Here is a 22,017-nt window from a genome sequence, read left to right as displayed (position 1 = left end):
CGTTATGGGATTATTTTCATTTATCAAAAATGCCGGAGAAAAAGTCTTCGGAGGTGCAGAAACACCAGAAGAAAAAGCAGCTAAAGTACAAGAACAAGTTGCAAAACAAGGATTTGATTTGTCAGGAGTAACTTTTTCTGCTGACGGAGATAAAATTGTAGTTGCTGGACAAGCGTTGGACATCAACGAGAAACAAAAAATTTTAGCAACAGCAGGTAACATTGATGGAGTGGAAGGAGTAGAAGATCAATTAACATTGAAAACACCTTTGAAAATTGAAATTCCAGATTTATCTAAGACAATGTACACTGTAAAAAGTGGAGATTCTTTATCTAAAATTGCCAAAGAAGTTTACGGAGATCCAATGCAATATCCAAAAATTTTCGAAGCAAACAAACCAATGTTAAAACACGAAGATAAGATTTATCCTGGTCAAGTTTTGTATATTCCTCAGGATTAATACAATAGAAATAAAATATTCACGTTAAAACTCCTACAACCAAATGATTGTAGGAGTTTTATGTTTTTACAGCATGGTTTTTGCGGAATATTTACTCGCAATAAAAAATAATAGCATATATTCGTATAACTGAAATAAAAAAATAATTATGAAAGTTTCAATTTTGCCAGTAGCGGTTATCGCTGCTTCAACTTTATTTAGTTGTGTGAGTCAGAAGAAGTATGATGAATTACAAAATAAATTCAATTCTGCTTATTCTGAGAACCAAGGATGTCAAACAGAATTGGCTGTAGCGAAAGCTAAATTAGCTAATTTTGAATCTAACCAAGGTCAGTACGAAAACACAGTTCAGAGTGAAAGAAATCAAATTAAACAATTACAAGAGCAATTGAAAAATTGTATTAATGGTGGTTCTAAAAATGTTTCTGAATTAGTGAACGAAATCAATCAGTCTAACAAATACATCAAACATTTGATCGATGCGAAAAGCAAATCTGATAGTTTGAATATGGTTTTAACAAACAACTTAACGCGTTCTTTATCTAGCAACGAAGCTAAAGATGTTGATGTTAAAGTATTAAAAGGTGTTGTTTACATTTCATTAGCTGATAACATGTTGTACAAATCTGGTAGCTACGAAATTTCGCCTGCTGCTGGAGAAACTTTAAGCAAAATTGCGAAAATCATCAACGACTATAAAGATTACGATGTATTGATTGAAGGTAACACAGATAATGTGCCAATTTCTAAACCAAACATCCGTAACAACTGGGATTTATCTGCTTTACGTGCATCTTCTGTTGTGCAAGCGTTACAAAACCAATACGGTGTTGATGGTAAACGTTTAACAGCTGGTGGACGTGGAGAATTTAATCCATTAACTACAAATGCTACTGCGGAAGGAAAATCTAAAAACCGTCGTACACAAATTATTATCTTACCTAAGTTAGATCAATTTATGGATTTAATTGGGCAAGCTCCAAAAAACTAATTTTGATAAAAAAATCAAATTAATATAGAAAGAGCCACTTTAAAGTGGCTCTTTTTTTGTAACTTTTTCCAAATTTTAATCAATACCAATGGAACTATATTATTCTTTTTCGGTTCTAATTGTTCTTGCTGCATTATTTTCTTATGCAAACCTTCGATTCCTAAAATTACCTGGAACAATTGGAATTATGATTATCGCCATGTTAGTATCTGTCGCTATCCGTTTATTGGGAGATAGCTATTTTCCTGATGCTACAAAAGACATGTTTCAACTCTTTAATAGTTTAGACTTTAATGAAATATTGATGGGCGCAATGCTTAATTTTCTGCTTTTTGCAGGCGCAATGCACGTTAATATCCTAGATCTGAAAAACTTGAGATGGACAATTGCTACTTATGCTACAATTTCGGTAGTATTATCAGCATTTATTATATCAGCAATTTTATATTACATCGCCCCATATTTTGGTATTCAAATTCCGTATATCTATTGTTTATTGTTCGGAACATTAATTTCTCCAACTGATCCAATCGTTGTATTAGGAATTTTGAAACAAGCAAAAGTTCCTAAAATTATTGAGACAAAAATTACAGGAGAGTCACTATTTAATGATGGTGTAGCCGTTGTAATGTTCGCAGTAGTTTTACAAATAGCAACTAATCCAATTTTTGATGCTGATTTTGCAAGTGTTTCAAAATTATTCTTGATGGAAGCTGGAGGCGGAATTTTACTTGGACTATTATTAGGATTTACAGCTTCTAGATCCATGAAAAAAATTGATGATTATAAAGTTTCAGCTTTAATTACATTGTCGATTGTAATGGGAGGATTTTTGATTGCAAAAGAACTTCATGTTTCGAGTCCTTTAGCTATGGTTATCGCAGGTTTAATAATCGGAAATTATGGAAAGAGATTCGCAATGAGCAAAACAACTCAAGATTATTTAAACAAATTTTGGGAGCTTATTGATGAGATAATGAACGCTATTTTATTCCTTTTTATAGGTTTCGAATTGTTATTAATAGAAGATTTAATGGATCAAATTCTATTAGGAATTGTCACAATTTTTATCGTCTTATTATCTCGAACATTATCAATTGTGATTCCAGCTCGTACTATTTTAAGAAAAAATACCTTTTCCAAAGGTTCGCTTATCGTTTTAGTTTGGGGAGGAATTCGTGGTGGAGTTTCAATTGCATTAGTTCTTTCGATGCCAAATTCGGAATGGAAAGATTTGTTATTAGAGATTACATATATCGTTGTTTTATTTTCAATTGTTATTCAAGGTTTAACTGTTGGTAAAGTAGCACATCGTGTTTTAAAAGACGAATCTGAAGAAGCAAAAGATGAAGAAATGGAAGATTATCTTAATTCATCTAAACTGTAATTCGAAAATATAAAAACAACAAGCGCATCTATAGATGCGCTTGTTGCTTTAACAGAAGTTTAGAACTTAAAATGGTCTAGTTCACGAATTAATCTTTATTTTTAATAGAAATTAGAACAAGCCAACAGAATGAAATTAAAAGATTTATCTAATCAACTCGAAATATCATTAGGAAGTTTACAGAATTTTATCAATGATTTTAATATTGATTTGAGTTTTTGTATTGACGAAAATTTTAATGTAACACAACAATTTATAGCATTTTCGGAAGAGAATAAAGACTTCTTAAAAAAATATGCAGAAGATTATTCCAAAGAAAAAACAATAGAAGAAATTGCTAAAACAATTGGAGCGAAAGAAGAAGAAGTGCTTCATTTTTTTGTAACAAATGGAATTCCTGCTGAGGTTGCAAAGCAGATGAAAACGGGTGTGTCAAGTTATTTGATTCATTCTTACATTGGGGGAAAATATCCATTCATAGAAAAAGCATTTCCGCAATGCGAAGATTTTTCTGGTAAAAGCTTAGTCGGTTATACTGATTTGTATTTTTATATGACTGATATGTTAGATCCATTTATAAGCAAAGATCAAATAGAAAGTTGGGGAATCTCAAAACCTGCGGGATTGATTTTGTATGGACCTCCAGGTAGTGGAAAAATATATTGGGCAAAGAAAATAGCAGATATGATAGGTTATGAATTTGTGCATATTTTTAATGATTATTTAGTTGGGAATTTTGATAACAAAAAGAATAAATTCTCCGATTTCCTTTCAAAAAAGATGAATCAACCCAAAACATTATTGTTTATTGATTCGTTCGACGAAATACTACATTCTACTTCTGTAAATTCCATTTATCCCGAAATGGTCGATTTGTTTTATTCCGTTCTTAGACATATTCAGAAAAATGACACGAAAGAACTTTTGATTGTTGGAGCTGTTGAATCTTTGGCAAATTTGAATGATGAAATCGTTGCTCCTGGTCGTTTTGATTTACATATTCCTATTTTTCCTCCAACTTTTGACGAGCGCAAACAATTACTTTTACACCATATGACCGCAAATCTGGCTCAAGATTCTCCGTTATTATCAATTCTGAAAAATCAAAATGCATTGAACAAAGATTTCTGGACGCCTTATGCGGCTGAAATGAGACTTTTTTCAAACACAATGATGATTGATTTTACACAATCGCTTAAAAAACGTTTGTACGCGTTGTATAGAAAAGATGAAACGAAAAATATTGTGATGACAGAAAAGGTATTGTTTTCGGCATTTCAAGAAGCGAAATCGAAATTAACGCCTGATTATTTAAAACATTGTGCAATTTTCTTAACAGAAGCCAAGCAAAATGTTGGTCAAGATTTTCCGCATCGTCTGATCGAATTAAATGCTGATTTAGAGTTTTATTTATCATCAAAAGAAATTCCGATTACTAAAATTGGTTTCAAGCAAAGTGATGAAGCAATCTCTCCTACAGCTCAACCAGCAGTTGAAGAAACTAAAGAAGTTCAAAATAAATAATATAAAACTATAAAAAAAAGCGCTCGTAAAGCGCTTTTTTGATTTTATAAAATGATTAAAACTTACAAAGTTTTAAATGTTAATAATAAGATATTTCCTTTGTAAAGATGTAATTCTTTTCCAGAAACTTCGTAACGATTTACGCTTTTCAACATCGATAAAAATGCTTTTTCTTCTTGCAAATTAGGACAAGCCATTTTAGTTTCAGAAAAATTAACAAAGCTTGTTACGCCGCTAACTTTTGTAAAAGCAGCATTGAAATTGTTGCAACCCGCAAAACCACTTACAGTCGAATTAGCTTCGTCAATAACCAACATTACGTCCTTATCGTACAAACCTTTTACTACGTTGTTATCGTTGATCAAATACCAATTTTGATTTGAAATCGAAACTTCCGATTTAGGTTTAATTTTAGCAGTACTTGCGCTTGTAGAACAAGAAGTTGCTATAAAACTCATCAAAATAGTTGCTGAAAATAAAGTTACAATCTTTTTCATTTTTCGGAATATTTTATCTCAACTCAGCGTTGAATTTTTCTTGATACAATTTGATTAATTTATTCATTAAACCATCAATTTCTTGATCGCTTAATGTTTTATTTTCGTCTTGAATCATAAAACTTAAAGCATACGATTTTTTACCAGTTGGCAATTTATCTCCTTCGTAAACGTCAAATAAATTAACAGCTTTCAACAAATTCGTTTTCACTTCTTTTGTCGCTTTGTACAATTCTTCATATTTCACAGAAGAATCAAGTAATAAAGCTAAATCTCTACGAGAACCTGGAAATTTAGAGATTTCTTTGTATTTCAAATCGTGTTTGTTTGCTAAAGCAACCATTGCATCCCAATTTAATTGAGCAAAGAAAACATCTTGATTAACGCCTAATTTTTTCGCTAATTTTTTGCTGATGATTCCTAGTTTTCCTAATGATTTTTGACCAGAAATAAACTCAATTCCATCTAAGAAATTATCATCTTTTGCAGGTAACTCATCTGTAATTTGAATATCTAATCGAACAAAAATTTGTTTAATCAAACCTTTTAAATCAGCAAATGAAGCTTTACGTAAATTTCCTGTCCACGATTCGCTATTAAAGTTTCCTGAAAGAACGATTCCTAAACATTTATTTTCTTCGTAAATCCCATCAATTTTGCGGTAAATTTTCCCAAATTCGAACAATTTAACATCCGAATTACGACGGTTGATATTAAACGCAACATTTTCTAATAAACCATTCAACAAAGTGCGGCGCATTACAGCTAAATCAGCCGAAAGCGGATTTAACATGGCAACACTTTCTCCTTCTGGATAAAAGAAAACTTCTTCGTATTCTTTTTTCGTTAACGAATTATTCATCGCTTCATTGAATCCGAAAGAAATCAATTGACGCGCAATAAAATCTTCGATTTTATCTGGACTAACTTTTTGATTTGGAACATAAGAAAACGAGAATTTTGAAGGAATTTCAATATTATCGTATCCATAAATTCTCAAAATATCTTCAATCAAATCCACATCACGTTGTACATCTACACGATAAGCAGGAACTTCTAAATCTAAAATTCCATCATTTTCTGACAAAATTTTAATTTCTAAATTTTCTAAAATCGATTTGATTTTATGTTCTGGAATTTCAACTCCTAATAATTCAACCACTTTATGTAAACGTAATTTTACATTAAAGTTTTGAATAGGATTTTCGTAAATATCATCAATATTAGAAGCAATTTCAGCACCAGCAATTTCAACTAACATCATCGCAGCTTTTTTCAAAGCATCGATTGTTGTGTTAGGATCAATTCCGCGCTCAAAGCGGAAAGAAGCATCTGTATTCAATCCGTGAGCTTTTGCACCTTTACGAATTGTTACTGGTTCAAAATATGCTGATTCTAAGAAAATAGTTGTCGTTGCATCCGAAACTCCAGAATCTTTTCCTCCGAAAACTCCCGCAATACACATTGGATTATTTTCGTTGCAAATCATCAATTCATGTCCTTTTAATGTACGTTCAACGCCATCTAAAGTTGTGAATTTTGTTCCTTCTGCTAATTTTTGAACGATCACTTTATTTCCCTCAATTTTAGCTGCATCAAAAGCATGTAAAGGTTGTCCTAAATCGTGTAAAATGTAATTGGTAATATCAACCACATTATTAATTGGCGATAATCCGATAACTTGCAAACGATTTTTTAACCAATCTGGCGACTCAGCAACTTTTACATTTTTTAAGTAAACACCTGCATAACGAGGCGCTGCTTCTGTATCTTTAACCTCGATAGAAATAGGACTTTTTCCGAAATCTGTCGTAGGATAATTTGAGACATCATATGTTTTGAATGTTGACGCGATATCACGAGTTTTAAGCGCAGCGTGTAAATCACGCGCTACACCGAAGTGTGACATTGCATCCGCACGATTTGGCGTTAAACCAATTTCAATTTCGTGGTCAACTTCATCATTTTTTCCAAAAAGATCAAACGTAGAAGTTCCAGGTTTTAAATCTTCTGGTAAAACTAAAATACCAGAATGATCTGTACCAATTCCTAATTCTACTTCAGAGCAAATCATTCCGAAAGATTCTTCACCACGAATTTTTGCCTTCTTGATTTTAAATTCACCATCAGGAGAAGGTAAAACCGTTCCGACAGTCGCCACAGGTACATTTTGACCAGCTGCAACATTAGGAGCACCACAAACAATTTGCGTTTCTTTTCCGTCTCCTAAATCTATTTTAGTAACTTTTAATTTATCTGCATTTGGGTGAGGTACAGCTGATAAAACTTTACCAACTAATACGGTTTCCAAATAATTTTTAGCTCCACCTACTTGCTCTACACCTTCTACTTCAAGACCTGTACTTGTAAGTGTAGCAGACACTTCATCAAGTGTGATATCTGTATCAATGTAGGTTTTTAGCCAATTGTATGAAATTTTCATTGTATTGTATAAATGAATTTTATGTATTCTTTTTGATTATGCGTTTAACATAACTGGCATAACTAACATTAAGATTTCTTCGCCATCTTCTAGTCCATCAACTGGTTTGATGATTCCTGCACGATTTGGTTCAGACATTTCTAATGTTATTTCTTCTGATTGTAAATTATTCAACATTTCGATTAAAAAACGAGAATTGAAACCGATTTGTAAGTCTGTTCCATTGTAATCGCAAGGAAGTCTTTCTTCTGCTTTGTTTGCAAAATCGATATCTTCAGCAGAAATTGTCAATGAATTTCCAACTAATTTTAATCGAACTTGGTTTGTTGTTTTGTTAGAGAAAATTGCCACACGTTTCAAAGATGTTAAGAATAAGTTTCTGTTAATCGTTAATACATTTGGATTTTCTTTTGGAATTACCGCTTCATAATTAGGATATTTACCATCAATCAAACGACAAGTTAACACGATATTTTGGAATGAAAAACGTGTATTTGTATTGTTATATTCGATTGTTACATCGTCATTATTTCCTCCTAAAATATTTTTCAATAAGTTAAGTGGTTTTTTCGGCATAATATATTCTGCAGCTTGTAAATTGTCTAAGCCGTTGCGTGTATATTTTACCAAACGATGCGCATCTGTAGCAACAAAACGGAAAACATCTGCATTTGCTTGGAAGAAAACTCCTGTCATAATTGGACGTAATTCGTCGTTTCCTGTCGCAAAAATAGTTTTGATAATTGCCTCTGATAAAATGCTTGCGCTAAGTGTTGTAGAGCTTGCGTCTTCGATATCTGGCGTTTGAGGATATTCGTTTGCGTCTTCGAATGCTAACTGATAATTTCCTTGTTCTGAAACAATTTCCAACGTATTTCCTTCTTTTTGGATAAAAGTAAGCGGTTGCGCTGGGAAAGTTTTCAACGTGTCAGTTAAGATTTTTGATGGAATTGCAATTTTTCCATTATCATTAGACTCAACTTCTAAAGTTGTTGAAATTGTTGTTTCTAAATCAGAACCAGTGATAGTTAATTGGCTACCATCCAATTCGAATAAAAAATTATCAAGGATTGGTAAAGTATTATTAGAGTTAATAACTCCTCCGATTAAGTTAACATTTTTTAATAACGTGTTGCTCGATACAATAAATTTCATATGAAGAATATTTCCTTAAAATATCTAACAAATGTAATAAATAATCAAGTAAAAAACTCAAACCTATACATTAAATATTATATAGAATGGCTTGTTGTTGATTATCAAACAGAAAGATGATTGTAAATTGATTGTTATTATTTGTTTAAATTTTCTTTGAATTAAAAACTTTTCACCCGTAAATTTGTCTTGTATATCGAGACTTTTAACAAATCTTTTTGACCAAATCTCATCCAAAAAGATTAATTTGAATTTAAAATAATATTCTATGAAAATTGAATTGAATTTAGAAGGAAAAAACGGTGTTTTTATACTTCTTGATGAGAATAATAAAGAAGTTGGCGAATTAACTTTTATGCTTAAAGAAGAACAAATGTTGATTAATCATACAGGTGTTAATCCCGAATTGAGAGGGCAAGGTTTGGCAGAAAAGTTAGTGTTAGAAGCTGTAGATTATGCAAGAAAAAATCAGTTGAAAATCATACCATTTTGTAGTTATGTGAGCGTTTATGTTGGTAAACATCCAGAAGTGCAAGATGTAATTTAGAAAATTATGAATTTAGAAAAAGTTTTTGAACACAACCAAGAGTGGGTAAATAAACGTTTAGGACAAGACGAGCAATATTTTGATAAGCTTTCGGCTGGTCAAAATCCAGAAGTGCTTTACATTGGTTGTTCAGATAGTCGTGTGACGGCAGAAGAGTTGTTGGGAGCGGAGCCAGGGGAGGTTTTTGTACACCGCAATATAGCTAATATGGTAATTAGTTTGGATATGAATACCACTTCTGTTTTGGACTATGCGGTAGAACACCTAAAAGTGAAACATATTGTAGTTTGTGGACATTATAATTGTGGTGGGATTAAATCTGCAATGATTCCGAAAGATTTAGGAATTATGAATCCTTGGTTGCGTAATATTCGTGATGTTTATCGTTTACATTCAGAAGAATTGAATGCAATCGAAAACGAAGGAATGCGTTACAACCGTTTGGTAGAGTTAAATGTACAAGAACAATGTGTAAATGTGGTAAAAAATCCTTTTGTACAACGTGCAATGGAAAATGGATTAGAAGTACACGGTTGGGTGTTCGATTTGTTTACTGGAAAATTAATTGATTTGAATTTAAACTTCGATACAATCTTAGAAAATATCAAAGAAATTTACGATATCAACGAATAAATTTAACATTTTGTTATATTTGGTATAATAATTGTTTTTAAGACTGTTAACCAAACTATATCAATGATTAACAACCGTTGGATAAAAAGAATCGGTATCGCTTTAATTTCTATTATTGCGGTACTTTTTATTTTAAGTTTTTACATCTCCTATTTTCTGAATGATCGACTTCCAAAAATCATTGCAGAAAAAAACGATACAGCTTATAATCTGACTTACGAAGATTTGAGCTTTTCTATTTTTAATTCATCTTTATCGCTAAAAAATGTCGAAGTTTCTCCAAAAGATTCTTTGTTAATAAAGGATTCGATTGACGCAACAGGAAAAGTGAAAGAAATAAATGTTGTCGGTATCAATTTTATAAAATTAATTACCAAAAAAGAAGTTGCTGCCTATTCAATTAACATCAATAATCCTTCTGTAAATTATTATCTTAAAGAGAAAAAAGATTCGGTCAAAAAAGATACAGCGCAATCCAAAGTTGGTCAAAGTATAGATGTTTCGAATGTGAATATCAACAATGGAGAGTTCAATTTGTATTCTCAATCAGGAAAAAAACATATTGCAAATGTTTCTAATTTTTCTATCGATTTCGATGGCGTTCGCTTCAATGAACGAACAGCGGACAAAAAAATTCCGTTCAGATATTCTGCTTTTGACATTAAATTAGATTCGATGTTTTTTGTAGTAAAAGATCAACAATTGATTAGAGCACGAAAAGTTCGTTTTAATGAAACTGATTTTGAGTTGGACAATTTCTTGATGAAACCGCTCAAAATGAATGGAAAAATGTACGTTCCAAACGATTCTGAAAATGATTTATTGGATATTGAATCACCACTTCTTTCGCTTTCTAAGATGGATTGGGGATTTACTTCGGAAGATAAATTATATTTTAAAACAGATTTAATCAAATTCAAAAATCCGAAAATTACCATTATTTCTGCAAAACCTGAGAATAAAGTTGATAAGCAATCTGCCAAAAAAGTAAATATAAAAACGGAGGATGCAGAATTAATTAACATCAAAAAATTGCAAATAGAAAACGGTAAAATTCGTTCACTTTTCTCGAATGCAAAAACAGTAAAATATGCAATAAACAATGTTGCGTTAAATATCGAAGGAATAAAAATGAATGCGTTGACGCGAACAAATGATATTCCGATTGATTATAAAACTTTTCGTGTTAAGTTGGATTCGATGTATTATCGATTGAATGAAATGCACACGTTAACAGCATCTAATTTTGATTTGACAGAAAAGAAATTGATTCTGAAAAATTTCAAAATGAAACCATTGATTTCAAAGAATCAATTTAATCGAAATTATACAAAATCAAACACATTATTAGATGTCGAAGCGCCAATTTTGACGTTAAATAATAACAGTTGGGGAATAAAAAATGGTGATTTCTATTTTCATACAAATTCAATCAAATTGGATGAGGTAAATGTGAAAATCATCGATCAAAAGAATGAAAAAGTTATTGCGAAGAAAGTTGAAAAAGCAACAGAAAAGTTCTTGATTAATTTTAATCTTGGAATTGATACGATTCAAATCAAGCAATCTCGATTTATTGCTTCACAAAAATTTGATTTCAATAATGTTAATTTGACGGTTTTAGGATTGAAAAATGATTATGGGAAAGAACTTCATGTTAATCATGTTATTTTCAAAAATCCAAAATTTACAATTTATGGACAGCCAAGACGAGTGGCGCAGCGCGAAGGAAAAACCTCAAAAGAGTTTAATGATGTTATAAAAGTTGATAAAATTTCGTTGGTAAATGGACATTTAGATGTGATTCCTTATCAACAAAAAACGCCGAATTTAACATTGAAGCAAATTCAGTTAGCGTTTAATCAAATTAATGTTGATCCAAAAACAATTCAAGAAGCGATTCCTTTTTCTTATAAATCTGTATTACTGAAATCTTCGGGAATTGATTTCGATTTAGGAAAAACGTATAAGATGAATACTGGAACTTTGCAGTTTCAGAACGGAAATTTGACGTTGAATCAATTAAAATTAACGCCAAAACTTTCTCGAAAAACGTATACAGCTTCGTTGAAAAAACAAGCCGATTTATATACAGTTTCTGTCAAGCAATTACAAGGAAATGGAATTCAGTGGGGAATTTCTCCATCCAAAGATTTCTTTTTAAAAGCGAATCAAATAAAATTGAATCAACTTTATGCAAATATTTATAGAAGTTTGGTTCCACCTGATGACACAAAACGTAAAACTATGTTTTCGCAAAAATTACGCGAAATGAAATTCGATTTAGGGGTGAAACAATTGCAATTGGTCAACTCTAAATTAGAATATGAAGAGGAAACGGCTAAAAGTATCGGAACAGGAAAATTAACTTTTTCGTCTATAAATACAACGGTTAAAAATGTCAATTCGGGTTATCGTAAAACATCTTTACCAGACGTTGATGTTGATTGGCGTTCAGAATTTATGAATGGAGATTTGCGTGCAAATTGGACATTTAATCCAATGAATCGTTCAGAGAAATTTAATATCAATGGTTCAATTTCAAAACTTCCTGCAAAAAATCTCGATCCTTTTGTGAAACCATATCTTAAGGTTTCTGTAGACGGATTTTTCAATCAAATAAAATTTAATTTTGATGGAAATGATAAAGTTGCTGGAGGAAATTTTGGAATAGATTATCAAAATTTGAAAGTGAATGTTTTGCGTGATGATGGTTCGAAAAGGAAATTATTATCAGCAGTTGGAAATGCGGCGGTAAAGAATGATTCTCGTGGAAAAATGAAAGAAGAAAAAGTAGAAAATATCGAACGAAAACAGGATAAATCATTTTTTAATTTCTTTTTAGCTTGTATCTTAGACGGTCTTAAAAAAGCACTTTTAATTATTTAAGAAAATGAAAAGAACAGTCTTCATAACCGGAGCAACATCTGGCATAGGAATGGCGACAGCAAAGAAATTAGCACAAAATTATCGTTTAATTTTGTGTGGGCGTCGTCAAGATCGATTAGATGAAATTCAGGCAGAATTGAGTCAAATTACGGAAGTTAAAACCATTCAATTTGATGTTCGAGACAAGGAAGCTGTTTTTAATGCAGTAGAAAGTTTAGAAAATGAGTGGAAAAATATTGATGTTTTAATCAATAATGCGGGAAATGCACATGGATTAGCACCTTTTGATACAGCTGATTTGGAGGATTTGGAAGCGATGATTGATATCAATGTAAAAGGATTAATTTACGTTTCGAAAGCAATTATTCCAATTCTTAAAGAATCATCAAATGCGCATATCATCAACCTTTCGTCGATTGCAGGAAAAGAAGTTTATCCAAATGGAGGAACATATTGTGCGTCGAAAGCGGCAGTAGAATCGTTGAGCAAAGGAATGCGTTATGATTTGTTGCCTTACGGAATCAAAGTTTCCAATATCGCACCAGGAGCGGTAGAAACAGAATTTTCTTTGGTTCGTTTCAAAGGAAATCAAGAACTTTCTGATAATGTATACAAAGGTTTTGAGCCATTGGTTGGAGAAGATATTGCAAATGCAATAGAGTATTTGTTGCAACAACCAGAACATGTACAAATTGCCGATGTTACAATCTTTCCAAAAGCGCAAGCTGGAGGAACTGTTTTCTTGAAAAAATAATCTATTTCGAAAAATTGATGTCGATAAATAAGGACGGAAGTAAAATTCGCTTTTTAACGGAAAATGCAAATGCGAAAGTTTTTAAAAATGTGTTGATGAGTATTAACAGCGATGATCAACAAATGTACATGATTATGGATGGTGAAATTACGGCATCCGAAATGAACAAAATGGTAAAAGAATCTAATAAATAATAAAAAAGCTGAGCATCGCTCAGCTTTTCTATTTCAATATTTTTTCATAACAAACACTTTCTTCGATGTCTTTGTATTGATCGTAATTTTCGATTCTTGTGTAATCACATCGTTCATACAACGCGATTGCTTCGGGTTGTTTCAATCCGGTTTCCAAAATACATCGTTCATAATTTAATTCGATTGCCCAATTTTCTAACTCATTCAGAACTTTAGCTGCAATTCTATTTCCTCTAAAATCAGGATTTACATACATTCTTTTCACTTCCATCGTTGTATCATAATAATGTTTTATAGCGCCACAACCAACAGGATTTTCGTTTAAATAGGCGATAGCAACGTGATTTATTTTGTCAACTTTATTGTATTGCGAAAAGAAAGAATGAAATTCGCCATTTCTTATCGCTAAATCTTTATCTAATTCTGTTACCAATTCTTGAAAATCTTTGTTAGAAGAATTTGTTCGAATGATTTTTACTGAATTCATTTTATTGCTTTTCCTCAAATTTAATAAAACTTAAGTTTTTTTTGTAACGCTAAATTCTATTTTGTTCTGCAGTTTTTTCCGCTTGTTTCGCTTCTTTTACTTTCTGGTTTCCGAAATTGTATTTCAAATTCAACATAAAATATTGTGTATCGCGATAATCTTTGAAATATTGATTTTGGTTTGCGTATTTCGTAGAAATCGTATTGCGATCAGTTTTAAAAATATCATTGAAAACCAAACCAATTTCAAAACGTTTATCCCATATTTTTTTGTTTAAAATCAAATATGTATTTTGAGAAGAACTAATATCAAATGAAGCTTGAATAGCTGGGGAATTATAATGATATCCTGTCGAAATATTAAATGTTTTTGCTTTGTCTAAATCCAATTGAGTGCTTAAAGAAATATAATAAGTAAACACATCATTTTTGTATTGTTGTTGATCTGGTCCGAAAAAATAATTTTGATTATATTCCACAAATGTAAATAAATTCAGTTTCCACCACGATTTTAGATTAAAATTTTTCGAAAGATTTGCTCCAAAAGCTTCTCCATTTTTGATGTTTGTAAAATGATAAACTGTTTCGAAAGTTTCAGGATTTTGAATAGAAATTTCCATCGCTGGATTTTTCTCGTATCGATAATAGGCTTCAAAATTCCAATCTTTCAAAGTGTAAGATAAACTCAAATTGTGAATAATCGTAGAAATTGCATTGGCATCGCCCTGAAAATAAGAAAACAGATTGTAATATGATTTTGAAGGATTCAAGAAATTATAATCTGGTCGATCAATTCTTTTTCCATAATTCAAACCAATTTGTCCAGTATTTTCAAAATTATACATGACGTATAAAGTTGGAAAAAGATCGGTGTTTGTTCGTTTATTTTGGCTAATTGGATTATCAGAAATCGTATTTATAAGAGCTGTTTCAGATCTCAAACCAGCTTTTGCTTCCCATTTTTTCCATTTGTAATTTCCAGAAATATACAACGCAAAAATCTGTTCTTTGTAATCAAAAATATTACTTTTTTCGGGTTGATATTCGATTTGATTTTGAATCGACTCAAAGAAATCTAAATCATTATCATTCTTCACAAAACTATATTTCGCTCCCGCTTCCAAGCCGAAATTTTCATTAGTGAAACTATAATCAATTTGTGTAGAAAATAGATTCAATTTTTGAAGTGCAGCACTCAAAAAACGATTTTCTTCATAAGGTTTATCCTTGAAATTCAGTTTTGTTAAAACATCTTGATTTTCTTTGTAATAACGATGACTAAAATTGTTACTCCAAGTCAAATTATTTTTCGCAATTTTTTTGTCATAAACCAAATACGTATTAAAATTATTTGAAGCTTCGCGACGATGATTTTGTGTTTTATAAAATGATTCAAGTTGATTATTTGTTGTATTGTAAATATTTGTCGGAACGTTATAATTCCCAATTGAAGCAGGATTTCTAGAACCATTTATTCCAAACTGAAAATTCTGTAAACTATCAATTGAATATTGAGAAGCAAAGTTGTAAATATGTTGTTGTTTCGCAACTGTTCGACGAATCATGTCACTTTCCCAGCGTGTCTGATCTTTTTCATAAGTTGTTACATCAAAATTCTTGCGAACATATTTTCCATTCACAAAATAATAACTTCCTGTCAATTGCCATTTTTCTGTATTGTAAGATTGGGTAGTACCCAGCATTCCTTTGCTATAAATAGATTGATGATAACGTGTCGCAATTTGTCCTTTGTAACCAGAAAGCACATTTTTCTTCATTTTAATATTTATAATCGCGCTTCCAGAAGCTTCATATTTTGCAGGCGGATTGGTAATGACTTCAACCGAAGAAACTGTTGCACCATCAGTATTTTCCAACAATTGTTTCAAATCATCTTGGGACATTAATGTTTTTTTATCATTAATTGTGACTAAAATTTGCGTATTTCCTCTCACACTTAACTGTTCATTTTTTAGAAGAACATTTGGCGTGTTTTTCACGATATCCCAAGCACTTAAATTTTGCAAAGGCGTATTTTCGACATTAAATTCTATTCGATCAATTTTTCGTTTCAACAAAGGTTTTTGACTAGAAAAAACAACGTCTTTTAAGTTAATTGTTTCATCTTTTTGAAGCGTAATAATCAAAGAGTTTTCTGAGTTAGCTTGATATGTCTTTTCAAATTCTTGGTAACCAAATTCTTTAATGTAAATTGTAAATGATTGTGCTTGATGAAGCTCAAAATTAAATTCGCCATTTTCATTCGATTCAGCTACAATTGGATCTTGTGAAGGAATTTCAACTTCAATAGAACTATTTTTGATTGGTTGATTTTGCTCATCGATAATTTTTCCAGAAATAATTTGTGCAAAAATTAAATTTGGAAGTAGCAGAAAAAATGTTATTACTATTTTCATGGTTCAGATTTTTAACAAATCTCTTTCAAGTTTCGATTTTACTTGGTTAATGAACGGTTAACGATGAGTTAATGTGTAATTTATGTGCGAAAACAATGTATTTTTGAATTGATGGAAAGCTTATGAAATTATCTAAAAAACATTATACATTTATTTTCTCTTTTGCATTGATCGTTTTGGTTGCATTGCAAGGGTATTATATCTACAATTTGTATCGATTGATTGAGAAAGATATGAATAAAGAGGCGTGTGAAATTGGAGTTAAAGTGATGAATTTTATGTCAAAATATGAAACAGATTCTAATGATGATAAGATTTTAGATTATTTCAAAAAACTGAATCATGATGAAAAAAAACAGTTTGATGAATTACAAATAATTCGAACGAAAGTAGATTATAATTATGAGATTTATACGCCAATTGTAGATTCTCTATTAGACGTTTATTCTAAGGAAAATAATTTTGAAATAGCGCTTCGTACAGATGTTTATTCGGTTTATGATGAATTGAATCATAAAGAATTATTGCCAAAGAAAAAGTATGTGATTTACGAAACGACAAATAAAATTGCGAAACCAACTAATATTAATCAAAGTGTTTGGTCATCGGATGATATTAGTAATCAAACAGATTCTGATTTAGGAATTAATAAAAATGAACGTCATAAATATAAAATTAGAGGAAAGACAGATTTTGAATTACTGAATTTGAAATTTTTAATTCTCAAGAAAATTATTCCTTTAATCATTGTGAGTTTGTTGATTGTTGGATTAATTGTCTTTTTGTATTGGAAAAGTCTTAAAAATTTATCGAAACAAGAAGAAAAAATCAATCAATTACATTTGACAATAGACTCTATTGCGCATGAATTGAATACGCCAATTACGACGATGAAATTTGCTTTGCATCAAGTTCAACATCCAGAAACGCAACAAATGATGAACAGACAAATTAATCGTTTGGAGCAAACTGTTGATTCTATTTTTGTGAAAAATGACGAAAATTCTGAATTGTTAGATGAGGTTATTTTGAATGAAATTATCCAAAAGATTCAACTTCAATATCCAGAAATTAAACTTATTAATCAAAGTATTTTCGAGAAAAATAATGTACTGAAAACAAACGATTTTAAACAAATTGCTCAGAATTTAATTGAAAATTCAGTCAAATATGGAGCTACTGAAATTGTATTAGATTTTAAATTTCAAAAAAAAATAACATTGAATTTTTCGGATAATGGAATTGGAATTCCAACCAATGATTTGCCTCTTATTTTTGATAAATATTATCGTGTGAATCGTTCTATTAACCAAAATGTAAGCGGTTTGGGTGTTGGATTATTTTTGGTCAAGAATACAATCGAACGATATTTAGGAACAATTAACGTTCAGAATAATAAAGACAAAGGTGTTCAATTTTTAATCATTTTGCCGAATGAAAACTAAATTAATTTTAGTAGAAGATGATCAAGATTTGGGAACTGTTCTCAAACAATATCTAGAATTTTCTGATTTTGAAGTGACTTGGTTTGATCATCCACAAAAACTATTGAAGGAAATAGAATCGTTGGAATCAGCTCAATTAATCATTTTTGATGTCATGTTACCCGAAATTGATGGTTTTTCTTTGGCGAAAAAATTAGCCGAAACCATTACAATTCCATATTTATTTTTGACTGCTAAGGCGCAAAGTTTTGATCGTGTTTTAGGTTTGAAATTAGGTGCAGATGATTATATCACAAAACCTTGCGATCCTGAAGAATTGGTCTTGCGAATAAAAAATATTTTGAAACGAAATCAACCTGTTTTAGAAGAATTGATCAAAATTGGAGCTTATGTTTTTCTTCCAAATCAATTGCAATTATCTTATCAAGAAGAAAAATTTCAGTTAACAGAAAAAGAAGCAGAATTGTTGAGTTTCTTGATTCAGAATAATCAAAAATTAGTGAGTCGTAAAGAGATTTTAGAAAAAATTTGGGGTGAAAACGATTATTTTATGGGTAGAAGTTTGGATGTTTTTATGACACGTTTGCGCAAATATTTTCAGAACGACGAAATGATAAAATTTGAATCTGTTCGAGGTATTGGTTTTAAAATTAATTTTCCACTCTAAAAAAATAAAGCTGAACAGAAGTCCAGCTTTAATAACAAACAATTGAATTCTAAATTCAGTAAAGGGAACCGAATTTTATAAATGGATTTTTATATTCCTTGAGCAATCATAGCATCGGCAACTTTTACGAAACCAGCTATATTAGCGCCTTTGTAATAATTTATATTTTCTTGAAATTCACCTTTTCCATATTTTTTACATTGGTGATGAATTTTTATCATAATTTCTTTTAATCGATAATCTACTTTTTCTCTGTTCCAATTTTGACGGATCGAATTTTGAGACATTTCCAATCCAGAAGTTGCAACACCACCAGCATTCGCAGCTTTTCCAGGACCGTATAAAATTTGATGATCCAAAAAATAATGAACCGCTTCGGGAGTTGTTGGCATATTAGCACCTTCGGCAACCAATTTGCAACCATTGAGATGTAAAGTTTGCGCATCTTGTAAATCCAATTCGTTTTGTGTTGCACATGGCAAAGCTATATCACAAGGAACTTTCCAAGGATTTTGGTCGGAGAAAAATTTAGCGTTTGGATAATAATCAACATACTTTGAAATTCTATCGTAATCATCATTCTTAATTTTGAAAATGACATTTAGTTTTTCTGTATCAAAACCGTCTTCATCATAAATATATCCAGAAGAATCAGAAAGTGTAACCACTTTTGCGCCTAATTCCAGAGACTTTTCAGCAGCATATTGTGCAACATTTCCAGAGCCAGAAATAGAAACTGTTTTTCCTTTTAAGGTTTCTTTTTTTTCGGCTAACATACATTCTACAAAATATAATAAGCCGTAACCAGTAGCTTCAGGACGAATCAAAGAACCGCCATATTCTAATCCTTTTCCAGTTAAAACACCTGTAAATTCGTTTCGCATTCGTTTGTATTGACCAAATAAATAACCAATTTCTCGTCCTCCAACGCCAATATCACCAGCAGGAACATCGACATCTGCACCAATATGACGAGATAATTCGCTCATAAAAGATTGGCAGAAGCGCATAATTTCCATGTCCGATTTTCCTTTTGGATCAAAATCAGAACCACCTTTTCCGCCACCCATAGGTAAAGTTGTCAAGCTGTTTTTGAAAACTTGTTCAAAAGCTAAGAATTTAAGAATAGAAAGATTAACAGATGGATGAAAGCGCAAACCACCTTTATAAGGACCAATCGCAGAATTCATTTGTACACGATAACCTTTGTTGATTTGGATTTCGCCTTTATCATCAACCCAAGTTACTCTAAATTGAATAATACGTTCTGGTTCTGCAATTCTTTCAAGAATTTTGAACTTTTTGTATTTAGGGTTTTCTTCTACAAATGGTAAAATGGTTTCGGAAACTTCTTCAACTGCTTGTAAAAATTCTTTTTCGTTAGGGTTTTTTGATTTAATTCTTTGAATGAATTTTTCTGAGTAAAATAAAGTATCCATGCTATTTGTGTTTTATTGTTGATAAAATTATATTAAATAACAAATAAAATAATATATTTTTTAAATCAAACTTTTAATATTTATGAATTTGATAATTTCGAATACTTAGAATATATAGGTTGATAATTTTTGAAACAAAAAAAGCAGGAAAATTTCCTGCTTAATAAATTTTGTATTTTTATTCAGTTTAAGACAAGACTTATTTTTTGAAAAATCCACCCAATAAACTCATGGCATCTCCAATTCCTAATTGTCCATCACCATCCTGATCTAACAATTTTTCGAAACCTCCTAAATTTACTCCGCTTTGGTTTGTTTGAGTTGTAGAACCACCAACTAAACCGCCTAATAAACCAGCAATCCCATTTGAATCTAATCCAGCAGATTGTTTTTGTTTACCCAAGTAGCCCATTACAATTGGCGCAACTAACGCTAAAATTTGAGTAACTTGTGCTGTATTCAATCCAGATTGTTGAGAAATTGCAGATTCTACATTTTGTTGTTTATTTCCTAAAACGTGACCTAAAATTCCTAATCCATCTTGTTGGTTTCCTCCTTGACCTAAAAATCCAGAAAGATTATCCAAAATACTCCCGTCATGTTGATTCAAAGCATTCGAAATTCCTTCAGCACCTCCGCCTTGTGCATTTTTATTTAAAGCAGACAATAAAAAAGGTACAGCTGCTGCAACAGCAGTTTGAGCTTGAGATTCATTAATCCCTAATTGTTTTGCAGCAGAACCAACAATTTGTTGTCCCATTGCTCCTTGAATTAAATTAGTAAAGTCCATAAGTTTATATTATTTACTCAAATATACTATTTTTAAAAGATTAATTCAGATTAATATTAAGAGTCCTACAAAGTATTTCTATTTTTGTACAATCAATTTTGTAAATGAAACAAATAAATCTTTTTTTAGTAATCATTATTGCGGTTTTGGCTTTATTACCAATCGTTTTACCGAATCGTTTCGACGAAGAAATGCAATATGAATTTGATGCACCTGTTGGTTTGGTGTACGACGAATTTTATAATCTTCGTCAATTCTCGAAATGGCAACAATTTACAGCTTCGGATTCTTTGACAATCAAGAAATTTTCGAATACAAAAGAAGAGGACGAAAATTATATGATATGGGATTCAGAAGATGCTTCAATTGCTTCAGGAAAAGTAACGATTGAAAATTTTTCGATTAATCGTTTCGTTAATTATACGATAAAATATGATGGTTGGGAAAAATTAGATAGTTTGAATGTCAAATTTGAACAACAAGAAAATGGGAAAACAACTGCAAAATTGAATTATTTAAGTCAAGAAATTCCTTATTTCTACCGCTATTTTGCTTTTTTCAAAAATCCTGAATCTAAATTTGAAAAATCTTTGGATAACCTAAATCAAAAAGTGAAAGTTAGATTAGATAAGGATCAAAAAGAAGGACGATTGAATTATGGTGAATATCGAATTGTAGAATTAGGTCGAACAAATTTATTAGCGATTCGTAAACAATCAAGTTTAGCGGAAAAAGATATAATGGATAAAGTAGATGGTGCTTTTGAGGTGATTTATAAATCGTTAATGAATAAAGATGAAGGTGGTTTTGATTTCGATTTAGGTTTTCCATATGTCTACTTTACTGATTTTGATAAAGAAAAAGATAAGACAACATTTTTTGCTGGAATACAATTAATAGAAGATTTGCCTTTGCAAAAAGAGATGAAAAAAGTGGTTGTTCCTGGTGGAGATTATTTGTTGACATTGCATTTAGGACCTCGTTCTAAGCGTGCGCAAACAATCGAGAAAATGAAGAATTATGCAAAATCTAAAAAATTACAACTGGATACAAAACAATTAGAAATTATGTTAAACGATCCGAAGGAAACAGATAGTTTAAAACTAATTTCTCGAATTTATATTCCAATTAAAAAACAATAAATACTTAAGAATTAACAATTTTTAAAGTACACTTAGCCACAGTAATGTGGCTTTTTTTGTATTTTTGCAACTTCTTACAAACGAACATGGAAAAAGATTTTATTGAAGTTTACGGTGCACGTGAACATAATCTAAAAAATATTGATGTAAAGATTCC

The 22,017-nt window shown here is 31.0% G+C and carries 19 protein-coding genes; 12 read left to right on the top strand and 7 right to left on the bottom strand.

Annotated elements, in window-relative coordinates:
- Positions 1-4: 4 nt before the first annotated feature.
- From lysM to B2X73_RS06570, 4 genes are all read left to right on the top strand, one after another.
- Positions 5-460: a peptidoglycan-binding protein LysM gene (lysM, locus tag B2X73_RS06585; protein ID WP_038336838.1), complete on the top strand. Its 456-nt coding sequence runs from the start codon at positions 5-7 to the stop codon at positions 458-460.
- Between the two features lie 148 nt (positions 461-608).
- Complete coding sequence (locus tag B2X73_RS06580; protein WP_038336837.1) at positions 609-1,451, top strand: OmpA/MotB family protein; 843 nt, start codon at positions 609-611, stop codon at positions 1,449-1,451.
- Positions 1,452-1,539: 88 nt separating this feature from the next.
- Complete coding sequence (locus tag B2X73_RS06575; protein ID WP_291096057.1) at positions 1,540-2,838, top strand: cation:proton antiporter; 1,299 nt, start codon at positions 1,540-1,542, stop codon at positions 2,836-2,838.
- A 129-nt stretch (positions 2,839-2,967) separates the two neighbouring features.
- The gene (locus tag B2X73_RS06570) at positions 2,968-4,362 is read left to right on the top strand and encodes an AAA family ATPase (RefSeq protein WP_291096055.1); all 1,395 of its coding nucleotides are present in this window, start codon (positions 2,968-2,970) and stop codon (positions 4,360-4,362) included.
- Positions 4,363-4,424: 62 nt separating this feature from the next.
- On the opposite strand, the gene B2X73_RS06565 is transcribed toward B2X73_RS06570, so the two are convergent.
- Genes B2X73_RS06565 through dnaN form a run of 3 tightly spaced genes read right to left on the bottom strand, consistent with a single transcriptional unit; the run spans position 4,425 to position 8,457 of the window.
- Positions 4,425-4,859, bottom strand: a complete 435-nt coding sequence (locus B2X73_RS06565) for an META domain-containing protein (protein WP_114999133.1) — start codon at positions 4,857-4,859, stop codon at positions 4,425-4,427.
- Positions 4,860-4,872: 13 nt separating this feature from the next.
- Positions 4,873-7,302 carry a phenylalanine--tRNA ligase subunit beta gene (gene pheT, locus B2X73_RS06560; RefSeq protein WP_291096053.1) on the bottom strand — a complete coding sequence of 810 codons (2,430 nt, stop codon included), beginning with the start codon at positions 7,300-7,302 and terminating at the stop codon, positions 4,873-4,875.
- Positions 7,303-7,338: 36 nt separating this feature from the next.
- Complete coding sequence (dnaN, locus tag B2X73_RS06555) at positions 7,339-8,457, bottom strand: DNA polymerase III subunit beta (RefSeq protein ID WP_180905970.1); 1,119 nt, start codon at positions 8,455-8,457, stop codon at positions 7,339-7,341.
- A gap of 268 nt (positions 8,458-8,725) precedes the next feature.
- Between dnaN and B2X73_RS06550 the strand changes: the two genes are divergently transcribed.
- The 5 genes from B2X73_RS06550 to B2X73_RS06530 all read left to right on the top strand — a co-directional run bounded on the left by B2X73_RS06550 (position 8,726) and on the right by B2X73_RS06530 (position 13,474).
- On the top strand, positions 8,726-9,004 hold the full coding sequence (locus B2X73_RS06550) for a GNAT family N-acetyltransferase (RefSeq protein WP_038337243.1): 279 nt from the start codon (positions 8,726-8,728) through the stop codon (positions 9,002-9,004).
- Between the two features lie 6 nt (positions 9,005-9,010).
- On the top strand, positions 9,011-9,637 hold the full coding sequence (locus B2X73_RS06545) for a carbonic anhydrase (RefSeq protein WP_180905972.1): 627 nt from the start codon (positions 9,011-9,013) through the stop codon (positions 9,635-9,637).
- A gap of 63 nt (positions 9,638-9,700) precedes the next feature.
- Complete coding sequence (locus B2X73_RS06540; protein ID WP_291096050.1) at positions 9,701-12,526, top strand: hypothetical protein; 2,826 nt, start codon at positions 9,701-9,703, stop codon at positions 12,524-12,526.
- Positions 12,527-12,530: 4 nt separating this feature from the next.
- Positions 12,531-13,280, top strand: coding sequence for an SDR family NAD(P)-dependent oxidoreductase (locus tag B2X73_RS06535; protein WP_291096049.1), 750 nt, complete (start codon positions 12,531-12,533; stop codon positions 13,278-13,280).
- Between the two features lie 17 nt (positions 13,281-13,297).
- Positions 13,298-13,474: a hypothetical protein gene (locus B2X73_RS06530; protein WP_286496092.1), complete on the top strand. Its 177-nt coding sequence runs from the start codon at positions 13,298-13,300 to the stop codon at positions 13,472-13,474.
- 28 nt (positions 13,475-13,502) lie between these two features.
- Here B2X73_RS06530 and B2X73_RS06525 read toward each other — a convergent pair whose 3' ends face one another.
- Together B2X73_RS06525 and B2X73_RS06520 are read right to left on the bottom strand one after the other, a co-directional pair.
- A complete protein-coding gene (locus tag B2X73_RS06525; RefSeq protein ID WP_286496093.1) occupies positions 13,503-13,961 on the bottom strand; it encodes a GNAT family N-acetyltransferase in 459 nt (152 codons plus the stop codon).
- Positions 13,962-14,010: 49 nt separating this feature from the next.
- Entirely contained in the window at positions 14,011-16,377 is a 2,367-nt protein-coding gene (locus B2X73_RS06520; protein ID WP_286496095.1) for an outer membrane beta-barrel family protein, read from the bottom strand.
- A 122-nt stretch (positions 16,378-16,499) separates the two neighbouring features.
- Here B2X73_RS06520 and B2X73_RS06515 point away from each other — a divergent pair, with 122 nt between their 5' ends.
- Positions 16,500-17,822, top strand: a complete 1,323-nt coding sequence (locus tag B2X73_RS06515; protein WP_125350246.1) for a sensor histidine kinase — start codon at positions 16,500-16,502, stop codon at positions 17,820-17,822.
- Entirely contained in the window at positions 17,812-18,489 is a 678-nt protein-coding gene (locus B2X73_RS06510) for a response regulator transcription factor (protein ID WP_125350247.1), read from the top strand. Before B2X73_RS06515 ends, B2X73_RS06510 begins: the two co-directional genes overlap by 11 nt.
- An 89-nt stretch (positions 18,490-18,578) precedes the next feature.
- Here the strand turns inward: B2X73_RS06510 and gdhA are convergent, their stop codons facing one another.
- Complete coding sequence (gdhA, locus tag B2X73_RS06505; protein ID WP_221854634.1) at positions 18,579-19,928, bottom strand: NADP-specific glutamate dehydrogenase; 1,350 nt, start codon at positions 19,926-19,928, stop codon at positions 18,579-18,581.
- Positions 19,929-20,127: 199 nt separating this feature from the next.
- Positions 20,128-20,718, bottom strand: a complete 591-nt coding sequence (locus tag B2X73_RS06500; RefSeq protein ID WP_180905983.1) for a DUF937 domain-containing protein — start codon at positions 20,716-20,718, stop codon at positions 20,128-20,130.
- Between the two features lie 104 nt (positions 20,719-20,822).
- Here B2X73_RS06500 and B2X73_RS06495 point away from each other — a divergent pair, with 104 nt between their 5' ends.
- Positions 20,823-21,860: a GyrI-like domain-containing protein gene (locus tag B2X73_RS06495; RefSeq protein ID WP_219034942.1), complete on the top strand. Its 1,038-nt coding sequence runs from the start codon at positions 20,823-20,825 to the stop codon at positions 21,858-21,860.
- Positions 21,861-22,017: the final 157 nt, after the last annotated feature.

This window comes from Empedobacter sp. UBA7252, from assembly GCF_002472765.1.
GTDB classification, from domain to species: Bacteria; Bacteroidota; Bacteroidia; order Flavobacteriales; family Weeksellaceae; genus Empedobacter; species Empedobacter falsenii_B.
This window is presented reverse-complemented; position numbering and strand designations above follow the sequence as displayed.